General features: G+C 63.6%; 25 protein-coding genes. 5 read left to right on the top strand and 20 right to left on the bottom strand.

What is annotated here, in order from left to right; translation table 11 throughout:
• Positions 1-73: 73 nt before the first annotated feature.
• The 5 genes from JN302_RS24020 to eno form a co-directional block, all read right to left on the bottom strand.
• Positions 74-1,459 (bottom strand): pyruvate dehydrogenase complex dihydrolipoamide acetyltransferase, encoded by a 1,386-nt coding sequence (locus JN302_RS24020; protein WP_202329392.1) that lies wholly within the window; start codon positions 1,457-1,459, stop codon positions 74-76.
• 16 nt (positions 1,460-1,475) lie between these two features.
• Entirely contained in the window at positions 1,476-2,858 is a 1,383-nt protein-coding gene (locus JN302_RS24025) for a pyruvate dehydrogenase complex E1 component subunit beta (RefSeq protein WP_202329393.1), read from the bottom strand.
• A gap of 13 nt (positions 2,859-2,871) precedes the next feature.
• Positions 2,872-3,915 (bottom strand): pyruvate dehydrogenase (acetyl-transferring) E1 component subunit alpha, encoded by a 1,044-nt coding sequence (gene pdhA / locus JN302_RS24030; RefSeq protein ID WP_202329394.1) that lies wholly within the window; start codon positions 3,913-3,915, stop codon positions 2,872-2,874.
• Positions 3,916-4,098: 183 nt separating this feature from the next.
• Complete coding sequence (locus JN302_RS24035) at positions 4,099-4,425, bottom strand: FtsB family cell division protein (protein WP_202329395.1); 327 nt, start codon at positions 4,423-4,425, stop codon at positions 4,099-4,101.
• Positions 4,426-4,599: 174 nt separating this feature from the next.
• Positions 4,600-5,874, bottom strand: coding sequence for a phosphopyruvate hydratase (gene eno, locus JN302_RS24040; RefSeq protein WP_202305875.1), 1,275 nt, complete (start codon positions 5,872-5,874; stop codon positions 4,600-4,602).
• Between the two features lie 155 nt (positions 5,875-6,029).
• Between eno and JN302_RS24045 the strand changes: the two genes are divergently transcribed.
• A complete protein-coding gene (locus tag JN302_RS24045; RefSeq protein ID WP_446720675.1) occupies positions 6,030-7,043 on the top strand; it encodes an Lnb N-terminal periplasmic domain-containing protein in 1,014 nt (337 codons plus the stop codon).
• 302 nt (positions 7,044-7,345) lie between these two features.
• Here JN302_RS24045 and JN302_RS24050 read toward each other — a convergent pair whose 3' ends face one another.
• The 4 genes from JN302_RS24050 to JN302_RS24065 all read right to left on the bottom strand — a co-directional run bounded on the left by JN302_RS24050 (position 7,346) and on the right by JN302_RS24065 (position 10,264).
• Positions 7,346-7,711 (bottom strand): PRC-barrel domain-containing protein, encoded by a 366-nt coding sequence (locus JN302_RS24050; protein WP_202329396.1) that lies wholly within the window; start codon positions 7,709-7,711, stop codon positions 7,346-7,348.
• Between the two features lie 91 nt (positions 7,712-7,802).
• Entirely contained in the window at positions 7,803-8,006 is a 204-nt protein-coding gene (locus JN302_RS24055) for a dodecin family protein (protein WP_202305878.1), read from the bottom strand.
• 85 nt (positions 8,007-8,091) lie between these two features.
• Positions 8,092-8,922 (bottom strand): 3-deoxy-8-phosphooctulonate synthase, encoded by an 831-nt coding sequence (gene kdsA / locus JN302_RS24060; RefSeq protein WP_202305880.1) that lies wholly within the window; start codon positions 8,920-8,922, stop codon positions 8,092-8,094.
• Positions 8,923-9,025: 103 nt separating this feature from the next.
• Entirely contained in the window at positions 9,026-10,264 is a 1,239-nt protein-coding gene (locus JN302_RS24065) for a TCR/Tet family MFS transporter (RefSeq protein WP_202329397.1), read from the bottom strand.
• Between the two features lie 739 nt (positions 10,265-11,003).
• Between JN302_RS24065 and JN302_RS24070 the strand changes: the two genes are divergently transcribed.
• Positions 11,004-11,696 (top strand): TerC family protein, encoded by a 693-nt coding sequence (locus JN302_RS24070; protein WP_202329398.1) that lies wholly within the window; start codon positions 11,004-11,006, stop codon positions 11,694-11,696.
• A gap of 222 nt (positions 11,697-11,918) precedes the next feature.
• The gene (gene rimO / locus JN302_RS24075) at positions 11,919-13,238 is read left to right on the top strand and encodes a 30S ribosomal protein S12 methylthiotransferase RimO (protein WP_202305886.1); all 1,320 of its coding nucleotides are present in this window, start codon (positions 11,919-11,921) and stop codon (positions 13,236-13,238) included.
• A 27-nt stretch (positions 13,239-13,265) separates the two neighbouring features.
• Here rimO and JN302_RS24080 read toward each other — a convergent pair whose 3' ends face one another.
• The 9 genes from JN302_RS24080 to JN302_RS24120 form a co-directional block, all read right to left on the bottom strand.
• Positions 13,266-13,892 (bottom strand): glutathione S-transferase family protein, encoded by a 627-nt coding sequence (locus tag JN302_RS24080; RefSeq protein WP_202305888.1) that lies wholly within the window; start codon positions 13,890-13,892, stop codon positions 13,266-13,268.
• 165 nt (positions 13,893-14,057) lie between these two features.
• Positions 14,058-15,131, bottom strand: a complete 1,074-nt coding sequence (locus tag JN302_RS24085) for a BMP family ABC transporter substrate-binding protein (protein WP_202329399.1) — start codon at positions 15,129-15,131, stop codon at positions 14,058-14,060.
• 52 nt (positions 15,132-15,183) lie between these two features.
• A complete protein-coding gene (locus JN302_RS24090) occupies positions 15,184-16,098 on the bottom strand; it encodes an ABC transporter permease (RefSeq protein WP_202305892.1) in 915 nt (304 codons plus the stop codon).
• Positions 16,091-17,188: an ABC transporter permease gene (locus tag JN302_RS24095; protein WP_202329400.1), complete on the bottom strand. Its 1,098-nt coding sequence runs from the start codon at positions 17,186-17,188 to the stop codon at positions 16,091-16,093. The genes JN302_RS24090 and JN302_RS24095 overlap by 8 nt, the downstream gene beginning before the upstream one ends.
• Complete coding sequence (locus tag JN302_RS24100; RefSeq protein ID WP_202329401.1) at positions 17,188-18,753, bottom strand: ABC transporter ATP-binding protein; 1,566 nt, start codon at positions 18,751-18,753, stop codon at positions 17,188-17,190. Before JN302_RS24100 ends, JN302_RS24095 begins: the two co-directional genes overlap by 1 nt.
• Before the next feature lie 195 nt (positions 18,754-18,948).
• A complete protein-coding gene (locus tag JN302_RS24105) occupies positions 18,949-19,926 on the bottom strand; it encodes a quinone oxidoreductase family protein (protein WP_202329402.1) in 978 nt (325 codons plus the stop codon).
• 2 nt (positions 19,927-19,928) lie between these two features.
• Positions 19,929-20,651 (bottom strand): phosphatidylcholine synthase, encoded by a 723-nt coding sequence (gene pcsA / locus JN302_RS24110; RefSeq protein ID WP_202315009.1) that lies wholly within the window; start codon positions 20,649-20,651, stop codon positions 19,929-19,931.
• 2 nt (positions 20,652-20,653) lie between these two features.
• The gene (locus JN302_RS24115) at positions 20,654-21,268 is read right to left on the bottom strand and encodes a DUF1326 domain-containing protein (RefSeq protein ID WP_202305898.1); all 615 of its coding nucleotides are present in this window, start codon (positions 21,266-21,268) and stop codon (positions 20,654-20,656) included.
• Between the two features lie 14 nt (positions 21,269-21,282).
• A complete protein-coding gene (locus tag JN302_RS24120) occupies positions 21,283-22,173 on the bottom strand; it encodes a DUF2182 domain-containing protein (RefSeq protein WP_202329403.1) in 891 nt (296 codons plus the stop codon).
• 177 nt (positions 22,174-22,350) lie between these two features.
• Here JN302_RS24120 and JN302_RS24125 point away from each other — a divergent pair, with 177 nt between their 5' ends.
• Positions 22,351-23,562: a UbiH/UbiF family hydroxylase gene (locus JN302_RS24125; RefSeq protein ID WP_202329404.1), complete on the top strand. Its 1,212-nt coding sequence runs from the start codon at positions 22,351-22,353 to the stop codon at positions 23,560-23,562.
• Here JN302_RS24125 and JN302_RS24130 read toward each other — a convergent pair.
• On the bottom strand, positions 23,539-24,504 hold the full coding sequence (locus tag JN302_RS24130; RefSeq protein ID WP_202305901.1) for an AEC family transporter: 966 nt from the start codon (positions 24,502-24,504) through the stop codon (positions 23,539-23,541). The genes JN302_RS24125 and JN302_RS24130 overlap by 24 nt on opposite strands.
• Before the next feature lie 94 nt (positions 24,505-24,598).
• On the opposite strand from JN302_RS24130, the gene hspQ reads away from it, so the two are divergent.
• Complete coding sequence (hspQ, locus tag JN302_RS24135) at positions 24,599-24,934, top strand: heat shock protein HspQ (RefSeq protein ID WP_202305905.1); 336 nt, start codon at positions 24,599-24,601, stop codon at positions 24,932-24,934.
• An 83-nt stretch (positions 24,935-25,017) separates the two neighbouring features.
• Here hspQ and JN302_RS24140 read toward each other — a convergent pair whose 3' ends face one another.
• Positions 25,018-25,644, bottom strand: a complete 627-nt coding sequence (locus JN302_RS24140; RefSeq protein ID WP_202305906.1) for an invasion associated locus B family protein — start codon at positions 25,642-25,644, stop codon at positions 25,018-25,020.
• Positions 25,645-25,730: the final 86 nt, after the last annotated feature.

Consider the following 25,730-nt stretch of genomic DNA (forward strand, 5'->3'; position numbering starts at 1 on the left):
CGAAAACCGGGCGCGGAGGAGGCCGCGCCGGCGGAGCGGTCCGGAGCTCGGACCGCCGCGGCAGCGCCCCGTCCTAGACCAGCATTCCCATGGGGCTCTCGATGTAGCGCTTGAAGGCTCCGAGAAGCTCGGCGCCGAGCGCGCCGTCGACGGCGCGATGGTCCGTCGAGAGCGTGACCGACATCATGTTGGCGACCTTGATCTCGCCATTCCGGACGACAGCCCTCTCCTCGCCTGCGCCGACCGCCAGGATCGTCGCATGCGGCGGGTTGATGACGGCAGCGAAATCCTTGACGCCGAACATGCCGAGATTGGAGACCGCGGTCGTGCCGCCCTGATATTCCTCGGGCTTCAGCTTGCGGGTTTTCGCCCGGGCTGCGAGGTCCTTCATCTCGTTGGAGATGACCGACAGGGTCTTCTGGTCGGCCTTGCGCACGATCGGCGTGATCAGTCCGCCGGGAATGGACACGGCGACGCCGACATCGGCACGCTTGTGCTTCACCATCGCGCCTTCCGTCCACGACGCATTGGCATCCGGCACGGCCATCAGCGCCATCGCCATCGCCTTGATGATCATGTCGTTGACGGAAAGCTTGTAGGCTGGAGCGTCGCCCTTCTCCGTCTTGACCATCGGTGCGGCGTCGTTGAGCTGCTTGCGCAAGGCGAGCAGCGCATCGATTTCGCAGTCGAGTGTCAGGTAGAAATGTGGAACGCTGCTCTTGGCCTCGACCAGACGGCGCGCGATGGTCTTGCGCATATTGTCGTGCGGCACGAGCTCGTAGGAGCCGGGCTCGAACAGCTTCAGGACCGCTTCGTCCGACATCGGCTTCGCCGCGGGCGCAGGGCTCGGAACCGGCGCAGCGGCGGGAGCCTTGGCCTCGGCGGCGGGCCTGGCGCCGCCACCGGCGATGGCGGCTTCCACGTCGGCCTTCACGACGCGACCGTGCGGTCCCGACCCGGCGATCGCCGAAACGTCGAGGCCGGCGTCCTTGGCGATGCGGCGAGCCAGGGGCGAGGCGAAGACGCGATTGCCGTCGCCGCTCGATGCCGCAGGCTTGGCGGCCTCGACCGGACCTGCCGCGCCGTTGCCGGCCGGCTTGGCCGCAGGCGCCGGAGCTTCAGCCTTGGCCGGCTCGCTTTTGGCGGGCTCGGCCTTGGCGGGTTCGGCGGCTGGCTTGGCCGCGCCGTCACCCTTCGCGGCCGCGCCCGCATCCTCGCCCTCGCCGGCGAGGATGGCAATGAGCGCATTGACCTTGACGCCTTCCGTGCCTGCCGGAACGACGATCCTGGCGACGGTGCCCTCATCGACCGCCTCGACTTCCATAGTGGCCTTGTCCGTCTCGATCTCGGCGATCACGTCGCCCGGCGAGACATGGTCGCCTTCCTTGACCAGCCATTTTGACAGGTTGCCCTCCTCCATCGTGGGCGAGAGGGCGGGCATGGTGATGTTGATCGGCATGGCTCCCTCCCCGGGCCTAGCGGTAAGTGACGGCTTTCACCGCCGCGACAACCTCGCCGACATTTGGCAAAGCGAGCTTTTCCAGGTTCGCCGCATAGGGCATCGGCACGTCCTTGCCGGCGACGGTGATTACCGGGGCGTCGAGATGGTCGAATGCGCGCTGCGAAACCTGGTTGGCGATGAAGTCGCCGACGGAGGACTGCGGGAAGCCCTCCTCGACAACGACCAGGCGGTTGGTCTTCTTGACCGACGCCACGATCGTGTCGAGATCCATCGGCCGGATCGTCCGCAGGTCGATGATCTCGGCGTCGATCCCCATCCCGCGCAGTTCAGCTTCGGCCTTGACGGCATAGGTCATGCCGATGCCGAAGGAGACGATCGTCACGTCCCTGCCCGGCTTGTGGATGCGCGCCTTGCCGATCGGCAGCACGAAATCGTCGAGCTTCGGCACCTCGAAGGTGTGACCGTAGAGGATCTCGTTCTCGAGGAAGATCACCGGGTTGGGATCGCGGATCGCGGCCTTGAGCAGGCCCTTGGCGTCGGCCGCGCTGAAAGGCACCACGACCTTGAGGCCGGGGATGTGCCCGTACCAGGCGGCATAGTCCTGGCTGTGCTGGGCCGCGACGCGGGCGGCCGCGCCGTTGGGGCCGCGGAAGACGATCGGCGCGCCCATCTGGCCACCGGACATATAGAGCGTCTTGGCCGCGGAATTGACGATCTGGTCGATCGCCTGCATGGCGAAGTTGAAGGTCATGAATTCGACGATCGGCTTCAGGCCGGCCATCGCCGCGCCGACGCCGACACCGGCAAAGCCGTGCTCGGTGATCGGGGTGTCGACCACGCGCTGCGGTCCGAACTCCTGCAACAGCCCCTGCGTGATCTTGTAGGCGCCCTGGTATTCGGCGACCTCCTCGCCCATCACGAAGACATCGGGATCGCGCCGCATCTCTTCGGCCATGGCGTCGCGCAGCGCCTCGCGCACGGTCATGGTCACCATCTCCGTTCCGGCGGGAACGTCGGGATCCGCCGCCGCGTCCACCTTGGGAGCCGCCGGAACAGGCGCGGGCGCCTTCCCCTCGGCGGCGGGGGGCGCCGCTTCAGGCTTGGCCAGCGCGGCTTCCGGCGCCTTGGCCTTGCCGATGTCGCCGACGGCCTCGCCATCCTGCAGCAGCACGGCGATCGGCGTGTTCACCTTGACCCCTTCGGCGCCGGCCGGCACCAGGATCTTGCCCAGGGTGCCCTCGTCGACGGCTTCGACTTCCATGGTGGCCTTGTCGGTCTCGATCTCGGCGATGACGTCACCGGCGGTGATCTTGTCACCCTCGCTTTTCAGCCATTTCGACAGGTTGCCCTCTTCCATCGTCGGCGAGAGCGCGGGCATCAGAATTTCGATCGGCATATCCCTGCCTCCCTCAGAGCGTCACGTCGGTCCAGAGCTCGGATGCATCCGGCTCCGGATCAGTCTGAGCGAAATCGGCGGAATCGGCCACGATGTCGCGCACCTCCTTGTCGATGGCCTTGAGGTCGTCCTCGCTGGCCCATTTCTTGGCGATCAGCCGCGCCTTCACCTGCTCGATCGGATCATGCTCGGAGCGCATCTTCTGCACTTCGTCCTTCGACCTGTACTTGGCCGGGTCGGACATCGAATGGCCGCGATAGCGATAGGTCTGCATTTCGAGGATGATCGGACCGGCGCCGGAGCGGCAATGCTCGAGCGCCAACTCGCCCGCGGACTTGACCGCGCGCACGTCCATGCCGTCGACCTGGATGCCGGGAATGCGGAAGGAAGCGCCGCGGTGGGAGAAGTCCGTCTCGGCCGACGAGCGGGCAACCGAGGTGCCCATGGCATAGCGGTTGTTCTCGATGACGTAGATGACGGGCAGCTTCCACAGAGAGGCCATGTTGAAGCTCTCATAGACCTGGCCCTGGTTCGCCGCGCCGTCGCCGAAGAAGGTCAGCGACACGTTCTTGTTCTCGCGATAGCGGTTGGCGAAGGCGAGTCCGGTGCCGAGCGAGACCTGGGCGCCGACGATGCCATGACCGCCGTAGAAGTTCTTCTCCTTGGAGAACATGTGCATGGAGCCGCCCTTGCCCTTGGAGTAGCCACCCCTGCGGCCGGTCAGCTCCGCCATCACGCCGCGCGGCGACATGTCCATGGCGAGCATGTGGCCATGGTCGCGATAGGCGGTGATCATCTGGTCGCCGTCGACCATCGCCATCTTCAGGCCGGTCACCACGGCCTCCTGGCCGATGTAGAGATGGCAGAAACCGCCTATGAAGCCCATGCCGTAGAGCTGGCCGGCCTTCTCCTCGAAGCGCCGGATCAGCAGCATCCCGCGATAGGCGGAAAGCTCTTCCTGCTTGGTGAACTCGGCCGGTTTCGGCGCTGAAAGCGCGGTTGAGGACTTCGCGTCCGGCTTGGATTTCGCCGGCGCCTTCTTAGCGGCAGTCGCCATTCATCACTCCCTGTGACTGTCTCTTCGCGGACATGGCGGGGAGATCGAAGATCATGTCCTCCCCACAGATCTGAGGGAAAGCTAACATGCCGGCCGCACTTCGGCCATGCGGAAAATCGCATGGCTGATATGCGCGCTAAGTGTTTATAATTGCAGGGATAATTAGACTTAATCAGATTTCAGTTAATTCGCGCCCGGGCGAGGCCGCATGATGGTTATCTCGTCGGCATGCGAAAGGTTCAGAGCCCGTCGGGCCTGCTCGTCGAGCATGTCCTTCTCGAGGGTCCCGTCATGCAGGAGCTGAACACGGCGCTCGAGCTCGACGCGGCGAGCCTTCAAGGCGTCCAGCTGCGCCTGCAACTCGACGGTGCGAGCCTCGAGCCGGTAGCGGGAGTAGATGCCGAATTCGCCATTATAGGCATGGAAGCCGAAATAGGCGAGGAAGGCGGCCGAGATGGTCGGGACGATCAGCCTGCCGGTGTTTCTCTTCTTGTGCTGGCGTGTCCACATAGGCGCATCCTTTTCGGCGCCATCATTGCCTCGTCATGATTAATGGCAGGTTACGAGGTCGAGGGGGCCCTTGTTTCGGATAGACGGCGAGCAGAACCTGCCAAAGGAAACGGGGCGCCTCAGCGCCCCTTTGAAAGCCTCACCAGCCCTGCGAGCAAGGGCAGACTGCAGCCCTCACCCTTTCAGGATGCTCGTGCCCGCGTAGCGCGCCTGGTTGCCGAGCTCCTCCTCGATGCGGATGAGCTGGTTGTATTTCGCCAGCCGGTCGGAGCGTGCGAGGGAGCCCGTCTTGATCTGTCCGCAATTGGTCGCGACGGCAAGGTCGGCGATGGTGGAATCCTCGGTCTCGCCGGACCGGTGCGACATCACCGCCGTGTAATTGGCCTTGTGCGCCGTCTCGACTGCGTCGAGCGTCTCGGTCAGCGAGCCGATCTGGTTGACTTTGACCAGGATCGAATTACCGACGCCCATGCGGATGCCGTCGCGCAGACGCGCGGAATTGGTAACGAAGAGGTCGTCGCCCACGAGCTGGGTCTTCTTGCCGACGAGGTCGGTCAGCGCCTTCCAGCCGTCCCAGTCGTCCTCGGCCATGCCGTCCTCGATCGAAATGATCGGATAGTCGGCCGCGAGCTTGGCAAGATATTTGGCCTGCGCCTTCGGGTCGCGCGTCTTGCGCTCGCCCTCATAGACATAGTTGCCTTCCTTGAAAAACTCCGTTGCCGCGCAGTCCAGCGCCAGCGCCACCTGTTCGCCGGGCTTGTAGCCGGCGCTGTCGATCGACTCCATGATGAAATCGAGCGCCGCCTGTGCGCTCTTCAGATTGGGCGCGAAACCGCCCTCGTCGCCGACATTGGTATTATGGCCGGCCTCCTTGAGGCGCTTCTTCAGCGTATGGAATATCTCGGAGCCCCAGCGCACGGCGTCGCGCAGCGTCGGCGCTCCCACCGGCATGATCATGAACTCCTGGAAATCGATCGGGTTGTCGGCATGCGCGCCGCCGTTGATGATGTTCATCATCGGCACCGGCAGCACGCGAGCGTTCGGTCCGCCGACATAGCGATAAAGCGGCAGGCCGGACGCCTGCGCGGCGGCTCGCGCCACCGCAAGCGAGACGCCGAGAATGGCGTTCGCGCCGAGTCTGCTCTTGTTGGCGGTCCCGTCCAGCTCGATCATGGTCTGGTCGATATGAATCTGGTTCTCGGCCTCCATGCCGCCGATCGCCTCGAATATCTCGCCGTTGACGGCCTCGACCGCGCGCTCCACGCCCTTGCCCAGATAGCGCGGCCCACCGTCGCGCAACTCCACCGCCTCGTGGGCGCCGGTCGAGGCGCCGGAGGGAACCGCGGCGCGGCCCATCGAGCCGTCTTCGAGCATCACATCGACTTCCACTGTGGGGTTCCCACGGCTGTCCAGGATCTCGCGTCCTACGATCTCGATAATGGCAGTCATATCAAGGAAATCCCCTCATTGAAGCAGATGGAAGGCCGGGCCCGTCTTAGACAATGCAGCGCAAAAGGCAATCAGCGGTGCGAGATTTATTGTCGTATGCGCTCGCAAGGCCCTAGGCTGAAAAGGTTCATGAGTCGCCGATGAGGGAGGCGGGATTGCGTCGGGCCGCGCGGGCTTTTTCAACCACGATCCTGATGCTGGCCGTGGCCGGCATCACTGTCTGGGCCGCGCTGGCCCTGTGGTACCGGCTGCCTGCTTCCGAGCCCGTCAATGGGCTGGCCGCCGGCCTCGCCGGCTTGTTCGGACTCGGCACGGTCGCCGCGCTTTTCAGTCGTCTTCGCTTGCCGATGCTCGTCGCCTTCGCGATCGCCTTCGGTGCCCTGCTTCTCTGGTGGAGCAGCATCAAGCCACCGGCACAGGGCGACTGGGCGCCCGAAGTCGCTCGTCAGGTTACCGGCACCGTCGATGGCGACGTCCTGACGCTGACCAATGTCCGCGACTTCGCGTGGCACAGCGCAACGGACTTCACGCCCCGCTGGGCCACGCGCAGCTACGACCTCGGCAAGCTGCGCACCCTCGATCTCTTCCTGTCCTACTGGGCGGGACCGGAAATGGCCCATGTCATACTGAGCTTCGGCTTCGAGGGTGGAGACTATCTCGCCTGGTCGATCGAAGTGCGGCGCGATACGGCAGGCAAGTTCTCGCCGGTCGGCGACCTGTTCAAGAGCAATCCGCTCGTCATCGTCGCCGCGGACGAGCGCGACGTGGTCGGCGTTCGGTCGAACTTCCGCAAGGAAGACGTTCAGCTCTACCGGCTGCGGGTCCCTCCACAAGCCGCGAAGGCACTTCTCCTCGAATATGTGGGCGACTCCAACGAGCTTGCCACCGAACCCCGATTCTACAATTCGATCACGACCAACTGCACGACGACGATCGTGAAGATGATGCGCGCGGTCGGCGACACCGTGCCCTTCGACTGGCGGCTCATCGTGAACGGCTATTTGCCCGACTATGCCTATGACAGGGGCGCCCTGACGGGCGGGCTGTCGCTCGAGGCGCTGCGTGCGGCCTCCCACATCGACTCGCGCGCCCAGGCGGCCGGGCTTTCGCCCGATTTTTCGCGGATTGTCCGCATCGGTGTGCCCTCCCCGTATCCATTGTCCGACTGACGGCCGTCAACGCCGGCTCTGGGCTCGATTCACGAAAGGAAACCCGACGACACCACAATTTATCGGTGTGCAGGCGACGTTGGGCGCTATCATCAGATTCGCGTGGGGCGAAACCGAGGGAGTTTCGCCATGTCCGAGTTGAGCGGCATTCTGAGTTTGATTTTCATCGCGGCGGCATTCCTGACGTCGTGCGATCCACAACCTTCTCAAGGTTCACTGCCGATATCGGTGATTCAGCCTCACGACTGAACGCGGCACACGGAACGGCCCCGTCAAGGGCCGTTTCCGTGGGCATTCCAACCTTACTGCCAGTATGGCTTCACCTTGTAGTAGGCGAAGGATGCGTCGCGAGCCATATGGCCGTCGTCGCGGGTAAGCTCGTTGATGTCATAGGCGGGAGCCGCCTCGAGCTGTTCGCGGGTGAGCGGCACGACATAGCCGCCCATACTCCTGTCGTAGTCCAACATGGACCACGGGACGGCGTGATATTTCTCGCCGATGCCGACGAAGCCGCCAAAGCCGATAACGGCAAACATGATACCGTTCGACATTTTTTCGAGCATGATGTCCTCGATCGTGCCGATCTGCTTGCCCTCGGTGTTGTAGACATTCGTGCCCATGACCCGCGAGGCGGTGATAGCGTCGGTATGTCCGGAAAGCGTTGTCATGCTTTGCTCCTCTTGTCCGTTTTGTCAGTGGGGACAATGGAGACGCGGCCGGATGGTTCCGACAATTCGGCCGCCTTGGCCGAACGCGATTTCAGTCGACGAGGATGAAGGTGACCTTCATGTTGACGCGGTACTCGGCGATCTTGCCACCCTCGACCACGACTTTCTGATCCTGGATCCAGGCGCCCTCGACATTCTTGAGCGTCTTGGCGGCGCGGGCGATGCCCTCTTCGATGGCATCCTCGAAACTCTTCTTCGACGACGCGGTGATTTCGGTAACCCGGGCGACGGCCATCGCTGTGCTCCTCCGCTATGGCTGCAGGGAACGAAAGACTACCGCCGCACGAAGAGCGGCTCAAGTACCGCCAAGAATATTCGCGTCATGCCTTTGCGACCCGGTCGAAAGCCATAAGTCTTTCAAGCAAAGCTGGCATCTCGTGGAGGGGCACCATGTTCGGGCCGTCCGATGGCGCGTTGTCGGGATCCTGGTGGGTCTCGATGAAGACACCGGCGATGCCGACAGCCACCGCGGCGCGTGCAAGCGTCTCGACGAAGCGGCGTTCACCGCCCGTGGAGCCGCCCTTGCCGCCCGGTTGCTGCACGGAATGCGTGGCGTCGAAGATCACCGGAGCGCCGATCTCGGCCATGATCGGCAGCGAACGCATGTCGGAAACCAGCGTGTTGTAGCCGAAGGAAGCGCCCCGTTCGGTGACCAGAACGTTCGGATTGCCGGAGCCGGTGACTTTGGCCACGACGTTCTTCATGTCCCAAGGCGCCAGGAACTGGCCCTTCTTTACATTGACGATCTTGCCGGTTTCGGCGGCAGCCACCAAGAGATCGGTCTGGCGCGACAGGAAGGCCGGGATCTGCAGTATGTCGACGACGTCGGCGACGATGGCGCACTGCTCCGCAGTATGGACGTCCGTCAGCACCGGCAGGTCGAATTCCTTGCGCAGATCGGCGAAAACAGTCAGGGCGGCGTCGAGCCCGGCGCCACGCTGCCCTGAGAGCGACGTGCGGTTGGCCTTGTCGAAGCTGGTCTTGTAGACGAAGCCTATGCCCAGCCGGCCGGTCATGTCCTTGATCGCCCCCGCCATATCGAAGGCGTGCTGCCGCGATTCCAGCTGGCAGGGCCCGGCGATGAGCGCCAGCGGCGCATCATTGGCGAAAACGACATTTCCTGCGGAGACGTTCTTGTTGGGATTGGTCATGTTGCCTCGAATGCGCATCACGGCGACCCTGCTTGGCCGCCAATGACGCGCTTGCCCTGTGGTTGCGGTCGTGCCCGGCTTTTATCCCCAGCCGGGCCATTTGTCATGCCGGCTGCTCGCGCCGTTCTGCCTGCTTCGCGACAACCCAACCGAGAATGGCACCGGCCAGCAGCACCCCCGCCGCGATCAGGAACGATGCGCCCGCGTAGGGAAGCCAAGAGTCTGTACGCAGGCTGAACGCGTAGACCGCACCGAAGAACAAGGGCGAGACGACGCCGGCGACGCTCGCCACGCTCATATTGGCGCCCTGCAGCTGACCTTGCTCCGATTCCGAGACGCGCTGGGTCATCAGCGACTGGATCGTCGGCATCGCCAGGCCCCACAAGGCGTTGGGCACCATGGAGAGCGTGAACAGAATCCCGGTCGGCGCAAGGCCCATGCAGGCGACACCGACGGCGCCGCCGAACAGGCCGAACACCATGACCGCCCGATCGCCGAAACGTTTCACCGCGGGGCCGACCAGAACGCCCTGGACCGTCATGTCGAGAGCCCCGACCAGCGCAAGAAGCGCACCGACCTGCCATGGCCCCCAGCCATAGCGGTACGCGGCATAGAGCACGAACACCGCCGAGAAGACGTGGTGGGCGAAGTGCAGAAGGAAGTTGACCGTCGCCAGGCCGGTGAGCTCGGGGTGCGAACCGAGCAGCTTCACGGCGCCGAAGGGATTCGCCCGCCGCCAGGAGAAGGCCATCCGCTTTTCTGGCCGCAGCGATTCCGGCAGGATCAGCAGACCGTAGAGGAAGGCCACGCCCGAGAGCCCTGCCGCAAACCAGAAGGGCGCGCGCGGCGAAATCTCGCCGAGGAATCCACCGACCAGGGGACCCAGGACGAAGCCGCCCGAAAAGGCCGCGCCTATGAGCCCGTAACCGCGCGCACGGTCTTCCGGAGCGGTAATGTCGGCCATATAGGCGAAGACGGTGGTGAAGCTCGACGAGGTGACGCCGGCGACAAGCCGGCCGAGCGCCAGCCACCACAGGCTGGGCGCCAGTGCCATCAGCACATAGTCCGCGGCGAGCCCGGCGCAGGACAAGAGGATGACGGGTCGGCGGCCATAGCGATCCGAGAGCGAGCCGATAACAGGCGAAGCCACGAACTGCATGCCGGCCCACAGCGCTACGAAGACGCCGTTGATCCAGCCGGCCTCGGCGTTTGAGCCGACGAACTCCTCGATCAGCGAGGGAAACACCGGGATGATGATGCCCATCGCCACGATGTCGAGCACCGCGGTGACGAAGATGAATGCTATGACGGCCCTGCGACGGGATCCGGACAAGATGGACATGGCTTGCAGCTCTCTGCTTGCGACGGCCTGGCAACCAGGCGGCCTCCGGAAAACGCGAAGCCGGACCGGCAGCTTGAGGTCCCTGGCAGTCGAGAACGAATGCCGACGCCCGCGGGGAGCGGCCTTATAGTCCGGCCGCCCTGTCCTGGCTACCCGTCACACCGAGCCTCCTGCCAGCAGTCTGTCAGGAGGCTGCTGACATCTGGCCGGCAGGCGTCGCTCGCCAATTGCGGACGGCACTCCGGTCCCGGCAATTGCCGTAGGTTGCAGCCGAAAGAGCTAGATATTTCATGGATGCTATACTTCGCCGGATGGAGGTCCACCAACGTCTGAACCGACGGATATCCGCTACTCCCAACGTAGCGGTATCGCGGTGCGAATTGTGACATATTCTGTGAACCGCCTCACGAAGGCTAACAGGCGCAGTGCCATCCCCGCCCCGCGGGCACTGACTGGGTCCCCGCCAAAAAAGCCCGGTGCCTGCAGCGGCTGCAGACGTTTCGGGTCGCCTGTTAATCTGGCCTTGGGATCGGGGCACCGCCAGCTTTGCTCGTCAACCGCCCTTAGGCGCCGCCCCGTCGCGCTAGAGCAGGCGGCTTCTTTCTCGCAATGGCCCGGAGCCACCGGGTTTCGAAGCGCTGAAAATCGATCGCGGTGCAGGCAATTCTTGACGCGAGCCCAATTCGCACGTTAACGGGCTTGTCACATCGCCGCGCGCGGACGGGAAGGTCGCCAGTATATGGAAATCTTTACCACTGCTGGCCTGTCGGCGCTCCTTCAGGTCATTGCCATCGATCTTGTGCTTGCCGGCGACAATGCGATTGTCATCGGTCTGGCGGCGGCCGGGCTGCCGTCCAGCCAACGCAAGAAAGCCATCCTGATCGGCATCGGAGCCGCGACCGTGCTGCGCATCGGGTTTGCATTGATCACCACATGGCTGCTGAAGATCGGGCCGATGCTCCTTATCGCCGGTGGGCTCCTGCTGCTCTGGGTATGCTGGAAGATGTGGCGCGAACTGCGTGTCACCTACGAAGCCGAACACGATGCTACCGAAGCCCTCTCCGACGCGGATCTGAATGCAGACGGAGCCGTGGGCGGCAAGCCGCCGACAAAGACCTTCGCCCAGGCCGCGTGGCAGATCGTCATCGCCGACGTGTCGATGTCGCTGGACAATGTGCTGGCAGTGGCGGGTGCGGCGTTGGAACATCCGACTGTGCTGATCTTCGGCCTCGCCCTCTCCGTGGCGCTGATGGGCTTCGCCGCATCCTTCGTGGCCCGGCTGCTCCACAAATATCGCTGGATCGCCTATGTCGGCCTGCTGATCGTCCTCTATGTCGCGCTGAGGATGCTGGCCGGCGGTGCGGTGGAGCAGTTTCCCGATCAGTTCGGCTTCCTGAGCCCCTGGCTAGGGTCGAAAAGCGGCGGCCACTAAGAGCGGCGGACGCAGCGATGGCCGGCCACGATTGGGCCGCATTGTTTCGGCAAGGGGCCCCTTCGGCTGCGGTTGGGAGAACAGCTTCGCCGCCGCGCCCCTGATCGCATTCCTGACCGGATCGGTACGCGCTCGCGTCATTTGGCGCGCTCGCGACGATACCATTCCGGTTTGAACTGTGTTACGCCGCCGCCGTTTCATCGACAAAGCCGGAACCGAAGAATGTCCGCCGCAGCCCCTCGCGTCAGTTTCGTCAGCCTCGGATGCCCGAAGGCGCTCGTCGATTCCGAGCGCATCATCACCCGCCTTCGCGCCGAGGGGTACGAGATCTCGCGCAAGCACGACGGTGCGGACCTCGTGGTGGTCAACACCTGCGGATTCCTCGACTCCGCGCGCGACGAGTCGCTCAACGCCATCGGCGCGGCGCTGTCGGAGAACGGCAGGGTCATTGTCACCGGCTGCCTCGGAGCCGAACCGGAGGTGATCCGCGAAAAGCACCCCAACGTGCTCGCCATCACCGGGCCGCAGGCTTATGAGAGCGTCATGGCGGCCGTGCACGAGGCGGCGCCGCCGGCGCATGATCCCTTCGTCGATCTGCTGCCGCCGCAAGGTGTGAAGCTGACGCCCCGGCACTACGCCTATCTGAAGATTTCCGAGGGCTGCAACAATCGGTGCAGCTTCTGTATCATCCCTGCCCTGCGCGGCGACCTCGTTTCACGGCCCGCGGCCGACGTTCTTCGCGAGGCGGAGAGGCTGGCCGCGGCCGGCGTGAAGGAGATTCTGCTCATTTCCCAGGACACCAGCGCTTATGGTATCGACCTGAAATACCAGGCGAGCCGCTGGAAGGATCGCGAGGTGCACGCCAAGTTCCTCGATCTCAGCCGTGAGCTGGGCGAACTCGGGATCTGGGTCCGTTTGCACTATGTCTATCCCTATCCGCATGTCGACGAGGTCATTCCGCTGATGGCGGACGGCAAGATCCTTCCCTATCTGGACATACCCTTCCAGCATGCTTCCCCGCAGGTGCTGAAGAACATGCGCCGTCCGGCTCATCAGGAAAAGACGCTGGATCGGATCCGGCGCTGGCGCGAGATCTGCCCTGATCTTGCGGTTCGCTCCACCTTCATCGTGGGCTTTCCCGGCGAGACCGACGAGGATTTCGAGATGCTGCTCGACTGGCTCGACGAGGCCAGGATCGACCGTGCAGGCTGCTTCAAATACGAGCCGGTCAAGGGTGCGCGATCCAACGATCTCGGACTTGCCGAGGTCCCGCAGGCGATCAAGGAGGCGCGCTGGCACCGGTTCATGCAACGCCAACAGAAGGTCTCTGCTGCTCAGTTGCAGAAGAAGGTGGGGAAGCGCCTGCCCGTCCTCGTCGACGAGGCGCATGGCACCGCCGGCAAGGGCCGCACCAAATATGACGCGCCGGAGATCGACGGTTGCGTCCACATCCAGTCACGACGTCCGCTCAGGGTCGGCGACATCGTCACGGTCAAGGTCGACCGCGCCGATGCCTACGATCTCTACGGGACGGCCGTCTGAGGGGCGATCCGGCGAGGCCTGCCCGGGTTAGAATGCGATCGGGGTCACCTTGTGGATGAGCTCGGCGTCCTTTGCCATGTACCGCCCGAAGGCCGGGCGTTCGCTCACCCGGGCGAGATAGTCCTGAAAGACCGGACGCTCGGGCAGCACCTTCAGGATGTTCATCACGAAATGGATGCCGCTGCCGAACTGCGTGTCGGCGGCTGTAAATTTGTTTCCTGCGATATACGGGTGCTTCGCCAGGCGCTTCTCAAGATTTCTCACCATGTCGTCGAAGCTGCCGAAGGAGAAAGCGCTGGGGCGGTATTCCCAGCCCTGGGCACGTGCGGCGGCGGCGGGGTCGAATACTGAATCGGAATAGACGAGCCAGGTCAGGAAATCAGCACGGTTTGCATCCCCGGGCTTCGGGGCGAGCCCGGCCTCCGGAAAAACCTCGGTCAGATAGAGAACGATCGCCGCCCTTTCGGTGACGATGGTTCCGTTGTGGTCGATCGCCGGCACCTTCTTGTTTGGCTGGATATCCCGATAGGCTTCCGGAACGCCGCCCGGTGCCCTGATGTCGACGAGTTCGATCTCATAGGGTTGCCCGATCTCCTCCAGCAGCCAATGGATGCCCGCCGAGCGCGACCAGGGTGTGTGATAGAACTTCAACATCGGGCTACCTCCTTCATGAAAGCTGCCGCGACCTTATCAGGCGGATCCTGACAGCCGCCTGTCAGGAGGTTTGGCAGGAGGTCGAGGCCCCGGCGAAGCACGCCGAGAATAGCGACAAAGGGCGCCTGGTCACGGACGCCCTTTGTGCAAGAACCGCTGCGCCGATTATTGAGGCAGCTTGTCGTCGACGCCTTTCACGTAGAAATTCAGTCCGAGCAGCGTGCCGACATCGGCTATTTCGCCGGCCTTCAGCCATTCGCTGCCGTCCTGCTTGCTGATCGGGCCGGTATAGGGGTCGAATTCGCCCGACTTGATCTTGCCTTCGATGGATGCAGCCAGCGCCTTCACGTCATCAGGCATGTTTGCGTAAGCCGCCATGACGACATGGCCTTCCTTCATGCCACCCCAGACATCCTGCTGTTTCCAGCTACCGTCCATCACGGCCTTGACCCGTTCGGTATAATACGGCCCCCAATTGTCCACGATCGAGGTCAACTGCGTCTCGGGTCCGAATTTGATCATATCGGAGGCCTGGCCGAAGGCCTTGATGCCGCGCTCGGTCGCCACTTGCATCGGCGCGGTGGAGTCGGTGTGCTGGGTGACGATGTCCACACCCTGGTCGATCAGCGCCTTGGCCGCATCGGCTTCCTTGCCGGGATCGAACCAGGTGTTGGCCCACACGACCTTGACCTTGAAGTCCGGGTTCACCGACTGCGCGCCGAGCACGAAAGCATTGATGCCCAGCACCACTTCGGGGATCGGGAAGGAAGCGATGTAACCTGCGACGCCCGCCTTCGACATCTTCGCCGCGATCACGCCCTGGACGTAGCGGCCTTCATGAAACTTGGAATTATAGGTCGAGACGTTCGGATGCTCGCGTTTGTAGCCGGTCGCGTGCTCGAACTTTACGTCGGGGAATTTCGCCGCGACCTTGTTGGTCGGGTCCATATAGCCGAAGGACGTCGTGAAGATGATGTTGCAGCCGGAACGGGCAAAGCGTTCGATCGCGCGTTCGGCGTCGGCACCTTCGGGCACACTTTCCAGGTAGGCCAGTTCGACATTGTCCTCGCCGAGATTCTTCTGCATCTCGAGCGCGCCCTGATGATGCTGATATGACCAGCCGAAATCGCCGATCGGCCCGACATAGATGAAACAGGCCTTCGTCTTGGCTTCGGCCGCCATCGTGCCGAATGCCAGCACCGCCGCCGCGGCGGCATATGCCAGAATGGTTTTCTTCATGGTGTTCGTCCTCTTTCGGTTGTTGCCTGGGGCGCTGTCCCGTCCCTTGTGGTCAGCGATCTGGCACAAACGGCAGCCCCAGAGAAGCCGGTGTGTTGACCATGGTCGATCGTCTGTTGCGCGAGATTAGAACAAGCACGACGATGGTCGCCAGATAGGGAAGCGAAGAAAGCAACTGCGAGGGAACGCCTATCCCCAGCGCTTGCGCGTGAAGCTGGCCAATCGAGACCGCGCCGAACAGGTAGGCTCCGGCCAGTACCCGCCAGGGGCGCCAAGAGGCGAAGACGACAAGCGCCAGCGCGATCCAGCCACGTCCCGCGGTCATGTTCTCAATCCACTGCGGCGTGTAGACGAGCGACAGATAGGCGCCGGCAAGCCCCGCGCAGGCGCCGCCGAACATGACAGCCAGATAGCGGATCCCGATAACGCTGATCCCGAGCGCGTGGGCCGAGGCATGATTGTCGCCGACAGAGCGCAAGGTCAAGCCGACCCGCGACCGGAACAGGAACCAGGCGACCGCGGCGGTCAGAATGATCGAAATATAGAAGACGGGGTCTTGCCCGAACGCCAACTGACCGACCAACGGCAGGTCGGAGAGATAGGGGATATGGATGCTGGTCAGCTTGATGCCCGGCAATCCGACGAAGGCTTCGCCGAGCATGCCCGAAAGACCGAGGCCGAGCAGCGTCAGGGCGAGGCCGGTCGCGACCTGGTTCGTCACCAGCGTCAGGGTGAGGAAGCCGAAGAGCAGGGAAAACGCCGCACCGACCACGATGGCCGATCCGACCCCGAGCCAAGGCGATCCGGTCGCATAGGCGACGCCGAAGCCGGTAACCGCGCCCATGATCATCATGCCTTCAACGCCGAGGTTGAGCACGCCCGAGCGTTCGACGACCAGTTCCCCCATTGCGGCGATCAGCAGCGGCGTTGCGGCCGTCGCGATTGTGATCAGGATGTCTTCAAGCATTTTGCGTTGCCTCCCCAGTCTTCGCGGTCACGCCGACGAAGCGGATGCGGTAGTGGATGAGCGTGTCGCAGGCGAGCACGAAGAAGAGCAGCATGCCCTGGAACGCGCGTACCACCTTGTCCGAGACGCCGATCGAGATCTGCGCTGCCTCGCCGCCGAGATAGGAAAGCGCCAGGACCAGACCCGCGGCGACGATGCCGAGCGGATTGAGGCGGCCAAGGAAGGCGACGATGATCGCGGCAAAGCCGTAGCCGGGCGAAATGACAGGCCGAAGCTGACCGATCGCGCCGGACACTTCTGATATCCCGGCGAGGCCCGCCAGAGCGCCCGACACCAGGAAAGCGAAGAAAACCATGCGCGCCGAGGAGAAGCCGGCGAAGCGCCCTGCCCTCGGGCTCTGGCCGAGGACCTTGACCTCGAAGCCGCGCAGCGTCTTGGACAACATGAACCAGAGGGCGACAGCGGCGATCAGGGCAAAGACGAACCCCCAATGAGCTCGACCCGAATCCGGCCAGATCTCCGGCAAGATGGCATAGCCGTGGAAATTGCGCGTCTCCGGGAAGTTCATGCCCTCCGGATTCCGCCAAGGGCCACGCACCATCCAGTCGAGGAACAACTGCGCCACATAGACGAGCATCAGGCTGGTCAGGATCTCGTTGGTGTTGAAGCGTGTCTTGAGCCAGGCGGGAATCGCGGCGTAGGCGGCGCCGCCGGCCATGCCCATGATCAGCATCAGGGGCAGCACGATCCACGACTGGAAGGCCGGAAAGACGACCGGCAGGATGGAGCCCGCTATGGCGCCGATGATGAGTTGGCCCTCGGCGCCGATATTCCAGTTGTTGGAAAGATAGCAGATCGACAGTCCGACCCCGATCAGGATCAACGGCGCGGCCTTCACCGCCAGTTCGTGCAGCGACCAGACCTCGCGAAGCGGATCGATGAAGTAATAGAAGAGCGCGTCGGCGGGGTTCTTGCCGAGGGCCGAAAACATGATGGCGCCGGCGACGAGCGTCAGCGCGAGAGCGATGAAGGGCGACAGCGCGCTGAACAGCGCCGATTGCTGAGGCCTCTTGACGAGTTCGATGCGCATCAGGCCGTCTCCGGAGTGTGTTCGATATGGCCGGGCTCGGCACCGCCCATCAGCAGGCCGATCTTCTCGAAGGTCGCCTCGGCGCGAGGAATGGGGGCGGACAGTTCGCCATTGTGCATTACGGCGATCGCGTCGGAGATCTCGAACAACTCGTCGAGGTCCTGGCTGATCACCAGCACTGCGGAGCCGTTGCGTGCAAGCTCGATCAGCGCCTGGCGGATTCGCGCCGCAGCGCCCGCGTCGACGCCCCAGGTCGGCTGGTTGACGACCATCACTGCCGGCTGCCTGTCGAGTTCGCGGCCGACGATGAACTTCTGCAGGTTGCCGCCCGACAGGGAGGCCGCCTCAGGGTCCACGGCGCTCTTGCGCACGTCCATCACCTGAATGATGCGTTGCGCGGCGGCAGCGATCGCGCTCGTCTTGATGATGCCGGCAGCACCAAGATAGCTCCTTGCGTCGGTGGCGTGGCGCGACAGGAGCAGGTTCTCCGAGAGCTTCATGCGCGGCGCCGCGCCATGGCCCAGTCGCTCCTCGGGCACGAAGGCGGCGCCAAGGATCCTGCGGCCGGAGATCGGCAGACGGCCCGCGTCCTTGTTGCGGATGCGGATCGTGCCCGGCTCCTTCTGCAGCACCTCGCCGGACACGGCCTCGAAGAATTCGCCCTGGCCGTTCCCGGCGACGCCGGCAATTCCGATCACCTCGCCGGCGCGCACATCGAGATTGATGTCGCGCAGCGGAATCGAGAACGGTGTCGCCGGGGCGCGGTTGAGCTTGCGGATCTCGAGCAGGGCTTCGGTGCGCCCGGTGTCCGGAGCAGGCGCACGAACGACCGCCTGCACTTCGCTACCGACCATCAGCCGGGCGAGCGAGGCGGCGGTCTCCTTGCGCGGGTCGCAGTGGCCGACCACCTTCCCGTGGCGCAGCACGGTGGCACGATCGCACATGCGCTTCACCTCTTCGAGGCGATGCGAAATATAGAGGATCGACTTGCCTTCGGCCCGCAACCGTTCCAGCGTCTCGAACAGCTTGTCCGCTTCCTGCGGCGTAAGCACGGAGGTTGGTTCATCCAGGATGATCAGTTCGGGCGTCTGCAGCAGGCAGCGGATGATCTCGATGCGTTGCCGCTCGCCGACCGACAGGTCGCCGACCAGCGAATAGGGGTCGAGCGGCAGGCCGTAGCTGTAGGATAGTGCCTTCGCCTTGGCAGCGATCGTGCCGATCGGCGTGTCGTCATCGAGCGACAGGGCGATGTTCTCCGCCGCGGTCAGAGCCTCGAACAACGAAAAATGCTGAAAGACCATGCCGATGCCGAGCTTGCGCGCAGCATGGGGATTGGAAATTCGGACCGGCTCGCCTTTCCAGCGGATCTCGCCGGAATGGGGCTCGAGGGAGCCGAACAGCATTTTTACCAGCGTCGACTTGCCGGCGCCGTTCTCGCCCAGAAGAGCGTGTATTTCGCCCTTGCCGATTGTGAGGTCGATATTGTCGCAGGCCTTGAGCGTGCCGAATATCTTCGTCAGGCCCCGGACCTCGAGCAGGTTCTCGGTAGCGTCGTTAGCACTCACAGTGCCTCCCGGTCTGCATTCGGCAGACGTGTTCTATGTTCCCGAAACCATGGTAGGCGCGACTGGCCGACAACGCAAAGCGGCACGCATCTTGAAAGAGCTTCAAGAAAATCAGCAGGTGGCCGGGGCGCTTTTCATCGAAAGCAGCGGTGCCGTACCTGCCACCGTGCGGGTCGGGATCCGTTCGAATTCCCGTCACGGAATGAGGATTGTCGCTCCGGACGTCTTCCGGGCCTCCAGGTCTGTGTGCGCCTTCGCCGCATCCTTCAGCGCATACCGCTGATTGATCCTGACATCGATGACCCCGGCTGCAACGAGGTCGAAGAGAGCCTTGGCTCCAGCTTCGAGATCGGTTCGTTTCGCGATGTAGGTGAAGAGGGTCGGCCGCGTGGCGTAGAGCGATCCTTTCTGCGACAGGAGCGCCATGTTGAATGGCGGGATCGGACCGGACGACTGGCCGAAGCTGACGAACATGCCGAGCGGCTTCAGGCAGTCGAGCGATCCCGGGAAGGTGTCCTTGCCCACGGAATCATAGACCACATCGCACTTTGCTCCCGCCGTGATCTCGTTCACCGCGGCGACGAAGTCTGTGTCACGGTAGTTGATCACATGGTCGTAGCCATGCTGCCCGGCCAATGCCACCTTTTCGGCGGAACCGGCGGTGCCGATGACGGTGGCGCCGATGTGCTTTGCCCACTGGCCGGCGATCAGGCCGACGCCGCCGGCCGCGGCATGGAAAAGAACGGTGTCGCCCGGCTTCACCTTGAAGGTGCGGCGCAAAAGATATTCCGCCGTCAGGCCCTTCAGCATCAGCGCGGCAGCCTGCTCGTCCGAGACACCGTCGGGGATCATGACGAGGCGCTCGGCCGGGACGACGCGCTCTTCGCAGTAGGCGCCGGTCGGTATCGTGTAAGCGACGCGGTCGCCGGGCTTCAGCCAGTCGACGCCCTCGCCCGTTTCCAGCACGGTGCCCGCCGCTTCGCCGCCCGGCACGAGCGGCAGGCCGTTCGGCGCCGGATAGAGGCCGCTGCGGAAGTAGGTGTCGAGGAAGTTGAGGCCGATCGCCCGGTGGCGGATCAGCACCTGGCCGGCACCCGGTTTGTCCGCGTCGACGTCGTCATAAGACAGCACCTCCGGACCGCCGTGGGCGTGGATCCTGACAGCTTTGGACATGTTCAGCTCTTCTTCAGACCGAGATTGGGGAATGCCTGCATCACGCCGCCGATGACGAACAGATAGATGCCTGTGATGGCGATGCCGATCTTGACGAACTGCGCCGCATGCATGTCCTGGATCAGCGCGATGCCGCCGAAGAGACACCACAGCAGCGTCATCGGCAGGTTGATGACGCGCAGCCGGACGACACGGACCGGATGCAGGAAGTTCATGGGCACGAAGGTCAATATGCCGGCGATGACGACGACCGCGAAGGACACCTGCTCGCCCGGTTCGATGACGAACAGAGTGAACACGATCATGTTCCAGACAACGGGGAAACCCTTGAAGAAATTCTCCTTGGTCTTCATTCCGGTGTCGGCATAGTAGATGGCGCTCGACACGACGATGATCGCCGCCGACAGGAACGACAGGCCCTCGCCCATGAAGCCGCGCTGATAGAGCGCGAAGGCCGGGATGAGGACATAGGTCATGTAGTCGATGATGTTGTCGAGCAACTCGCCTGACCAGGTCGGCAGGATTTCCTTGACCTGAAGCTTGCGCGCGATCGGCCCGTCGATGCCGTCGACGAGCAAGGCGAGCCCCAGCCACCAGAACATCGCCGTCCAGCGCTGCTCGCTGGCGGCCACGACAGACAGGAAAGCAAGAAACGAGCCGGAAGCCGTCAGCAGGTGAACCGAAAAGGCTCGGGCCTGCGGCCAGGTTACTTTTTGTTTCCTCAGGTTCACGGGCCGCGCCAGTCCAGCTTGCAGATCTCGGCCGAACGGCCGGCGAAGTTCCAGTTGCGCCCGAAGGCGCGCATCCGGCTCTTGTCGGAGCGGGCGACGATGACCTCCGGCGCGATCCAGTATTCGGAGTTGGTGATCACGGTGTCCTTGTCGCGGTCCTTGCCCGAGATCGGCGTTACCGCGCCGTCGATGATCTTCGGAATCTGGAAGATGCGTGTCTTGTCGCGGACCTCGTAGGTGATCGGGACCTGCTCGATGCCGAGGAACTTGCCGACCAGGATCGACAGCAGCGACGTCGTGCCGCCAGCCTTGCCCGAGAAGATCTTGCCGATCGCCTTGGTCGCGTAGATAGAGGCGCGCTCGTCCACGAACAGGCCGGCCGTCCAGTTGCCGCGGCTCATATAGCCGGGGATTTCCATGACCAGGCCGAGATTGAGCCCGGAGAGGTCGACATCGCCGAAATGACCGGCGTCGATGCGGAAGCCTGCCCAGGTCTGGCAATAACCCTCGGTGGGCGGATGGTTGCCGAGCGACAGCACGCAGGGGCAGAAGACGGTGCAGTTGCAGGACAGCACCAGCTCTCCCTTCATCGCCCAGCTTTGGTCGGCCATCGATAGCGTCTCCGTTACACGGCAATTAATAGCAGGGCAGCACCCCACACAAGGAGTATCGCACCGGCCGCCATGGTCGGAAGCCGGCCCGGAACCTGTCTTTCCACGATGGTGAACAGTGCGATGAGAGCCATCCAGAAAAGGTTCATGATGCCGACGGCGAACATCACCAGCATGAGCGCCCAGCAGCAGCCGAGGCACCACAGCCCCTGCTCCATGCCGAGCGTGAAGATGCGGGATGGCCGCCGGCTCCAGCGCGAGAAAAGGATGTTGAAAGGATTGCGGCATTTCCTGAGGCAGGCATCCTTGAAACCGCTGAACTGGTAGAGCCCGGCAAAAATGAGGGCTGCTGCCGCCGCGCCTCCGCGAAGCGGCTCCGCGACGCTGCCGACCGGGCCGGCGTTCACGGCGATCGTAAGCCCGGCGAAAACAAAGGAAGCCGCCAGCCACACCGTGAGATACCCGCCGACCAGAACCATCGGATGCACCGCGCCCCCGCCCTTGGCGGCGGCCGTATCGGCGATCTCGCAATAAGTGCGGATCATCGGCACGGCCGACGGAAGCATCATGGCAAGCGCCATCAAGAGCCACATTGCCGTGAGCGCTGCGAACTGGCCGCCATATGCCGCGTCCAATGGAGCGGATGTCACGCAAAGCCGGAAGAAGGCGTCGAGGAACGCCGGCCACGGCAGCGAGGAAAGCGATTCGGCGAGACCCGCGCCCGGAGCGGCAGGTCCCGGCGTCAGCATCACGCTTCTCGCGGCCATGAGGGCCAGCAGGATCCAGGAGAGACACACTGCCGCGCCCAACAGGGAATAGACCGTCCGGCGCGGCCGCACGGCGAGGGCCGCCAGCGTCCGCCCGGCGACATCGAGATTGCCGAAGTCTTCGTCCTTGCCCGCCACAGTCGATACGCCACGTTGATCGCGGTTGCCACATTGCCATATACCGGGGCGGTGACGGATTTGAAGTGCCTGGTATCAGCAATTGACCGGCATGAACGTCATTCGCCCGATCGAGGTCAGCCGGCGGCCTGGATCCGGCATCGGTGGCGTCGGCGCTTTTTGATCGGAAACGGCATCTTGGACAGACAGGTCGAAAACGGGATTCTCATCGCGGGCACCGGGCCTGTCGGGCTGATCGCAGCGCTTGGCCTGGCGAGGAGCGGCTTCGCGGTGACCCTGGCCGGTCCCGAAGTGCGCAGCGACGACCGCCGCACGACAGCGCTCATGACGCCGGCGTTGAAATACCTGAACTCGCTCCACGTCCTGGCCACGATAGAATCGGATGCGGCGCCGCTCAGCGTCATGCGCATCGTCGATGGAACCAGCCGGCTGATCCGCAGCCCGGTGGTCACCTTTCGCGCGGCCGAGATCGGAGAACGCCATTTCGGCCTCAATATACCGAACCGCATCCTGAATGCCGCGCTCGAGCAAGCGGTACGGGCGGAACCGCTGATCGACTGGAAGAAGTCGCTGGTCTCGCGCTGGAATCTTGCTGGATCCGAGGCTGCGGCCGAACTGGCTGATGGGACCAGGCTTTCGGCCGCGCTGGCAGTGGCCGCTGACGGGCGCGCCTCGCCGGCCCGCGAGGCCGCGGGGATCCGTACGACGATGCACGACTATCCGCAGGCGGCACTCGTTCTCAATTTCGGCCACAGCCGTGGCCACGGCTTCACCTCAACCGAGTTCCACACCGAGACCGGTCCGTTCACCCAGGTGCCTCTACCGGGCGACCGGTCCAGTCTCGTATGGGTCGTAAGGCCTGAAACGGCGGACGAGCTCGCCGCGCTCGACGATGCGACGCTGTCGATGAGGGTCGAGGAGAAGATGCAGTCGATGCTCGGCCGGGTGACTGTCGAACCCGGCCGCCAGATCTATCCGCTGTCCGCGACATTGCCCGCACGCTTCGCGCAGAACCGTGTGGCCCTGATCGGAGAGGCGGCACATGTGTTTCCTCCCATCGGCGCACAAGGTCTGAACCTCGGCGTCAGGGATGTCATCGACCTGGTCGAAACGGCTGCTGCGAACCGAGCCGACCCCGGCAGCGGGGCGACGCTGGCGGCTTATGACCGCAAGCGCCGGCCCGACATCCTGGCGCGCACCGGCGCGGTCAATCTACTCAACATGTCGCTCCTGTCGAACATGCTCCCGGCGCAGATGGCACGAAGCGCCGGCCTTGGTTTCCTGCGCGGCTTCGCGCCCGTTCGGGCATTCTTCATGCGCGAGGGCATGCAGCCGGGCAGCGGCCTGGCGTCAGCCCTGGCCGGCCTAAGGGAACAGATCCGGCGGTAGGACGCCGCTCTTGATGGCATAGAGCAGCGCTGTCACCGTTCCGACCGAGATGACTGTGGTGAGCAACACGCTTGCCGAAGCGCGCTGTACCCATACGCCGTATTGCTGGGCTATGACGAACACGTTGGTCGCCGTAGGCAGTGCAGCAAGAAGCACCGCCGAGAACAACCAGGTCGGCGGGTAGTCGCCGACCCAGCTCAGCACCAGGTAGCAGAGCAGCGGATGCACGACGAGCTTCAGTGCAGCGATCGGCGCGAGTTCCACCGGCACACGCTTCAACGGTCGCAGCGCGAGAGTGACGCCCATGGCGAACAGCGCACAAGGTGCTGCCGCGCGCGACAGATATTCGAGGAAGCGTTCGATCGGCACCGGTGGACGGAACTCGAAATAGGCGCCCGCGACGCCGACCGCCGTGGCGATGATGAAGGGATGGAACACGATCTTCCTGACGACGCCGAGCGCCAACGCGCCGGGGCTTGCCGCACGGTCGGCGCCCGACAGCGCCATCATCATCGGCGCGACCGCGAAATGGATGATGTTCTCGAAGCAGAAGATCAGGGCGACGGGCACCGCCGCCTCCTCACCGAAAGCAAGCAGCGCCAGCCCCGGTCCCATATAGCCGATGTTGCCATAGGCGGCGGCGAGGCCTTTGACGGTCGATTCCGCGATCTCGCCGCGGGAGATGAGGTAGGACGCCACGAACATGATCAAGAAGATCACGTAGGTCGACAGGACGGCTCCGAAAATGAAGCCCCATTCGGTCAGACGTTCGAAGGGCGTCTTGGCCAGGAGTTGGAAGAACAGAGCCGGAAGCGCGACATAGATGATGAAGGTATTCATCCAGCCGAGCGCTTCCAGCGGCTGCCGGGTGATGCGCGCCACCAGGTAGCCCATGAAGATCAGGCCGAAGAAGGGCAGTACGAGGCCGATTACGTCAGACATCTGCGACCGCCTGGGCTGCCTTTGGGCGGTGCGTCAAAGGCGCACGGGATTGAATTGTGCGCTGCACTGCGCCAAATAGGGGGCGAGGTAGAGTATGATGACAGGCGTTAAGACAGCGAAGTTCCGGATCGGCCAGGTGGTGCGTCACAGGCTGTTTCCCTTCCGCGGCGTGATCTTCGACGTGGACCCGGAATTCGCCAATACCGAGGAATGGTATGAGGCCATTCCCGCGCAGGTCCGCCCGCGCAAGGACCAGCCCTTCTATCACCTGCTGGCGGAGAACGCCGAGACCGAATACATCGCTTATGTATCGGAGCAGAACCTGCTCGAGGACGACTCCGGCGAGCCGGTACGTCATCCGCAGTTGAAGGAAATGTTCGACGCCCTGCCCGATGGCGGCTACGAGCCCAAGGGCCGGGCGCATCATTGAAGAGAGCGAGTAGCGAATAGCATGTAGCGAATAGGGGGAATTTGCCGCTCCCTATTCGCTACCGACTATTCGCTATTCGCTCCTTAGTTCCCCGCTTTCGCCTTGTCCTGCTCTTCCTTGAGCTTCTTAGCGAAGTCCTCGTTGTTCTTGGTCACGAACTCCTGCAGCTTCTTCTGGCGGTCCTCGATGTCGGACTGCTGCATGGGCGGGCCGTCGTAGACGCCGGTGAAGCCCTGAAGGCTGACCTTGATCGGGTTAGGCTGATTCTGGAAGTTGACCGAGGTGAGGGTCAGCTCGGAGCCCTTCTTGAAGGAGTTGACGAGCTGGTCGGAAAGCTGCGTCTCGGCCACGCAACGGTCGGGAAAGCAGATCACATAGTCGAGCTTCTGCGTCTTGCCGCCGTCGATCTGCAGGCCGATGCCCGGGGGCACCATGCGTCCGCTCGGCACGGAGACCTGGAAGACCTTGCGGTTCACCTTGCCCTTGAGCTCGATCAGGCTGATGCCGGTGATCATCTGACCCGTGTCGGCGACGACGATGTTCTGCACGTTGCAGATATCGACGTCTTCCTGCTTGGAACAGGCCTTGAACCAGCCCTGAGGGATCTGCGGCTGCTGCGCCGCGGCCGGAACAAGGCCAGCGGCCAGAACGCCGGCCGCAGCGGCAGCCATGACGGAAAGACGGGAAGCGTTTATCGTCACGCTCGTCATATTGATCGAATCCTCTCATATGTCGCCAGACCCGGCGCCCGAGTCGGTTGGCCGCTTGGTGTTGCCCAAATGAGGCAACAGAATGA

Source organism: Mesorhizobium sp. L-8-3, from assembly GCF_016756615.1.
GTDB lineage: Bacteria > Pseudomonadota > Alphaproteobacteria > Rhizobiales > Rhizobiaceae.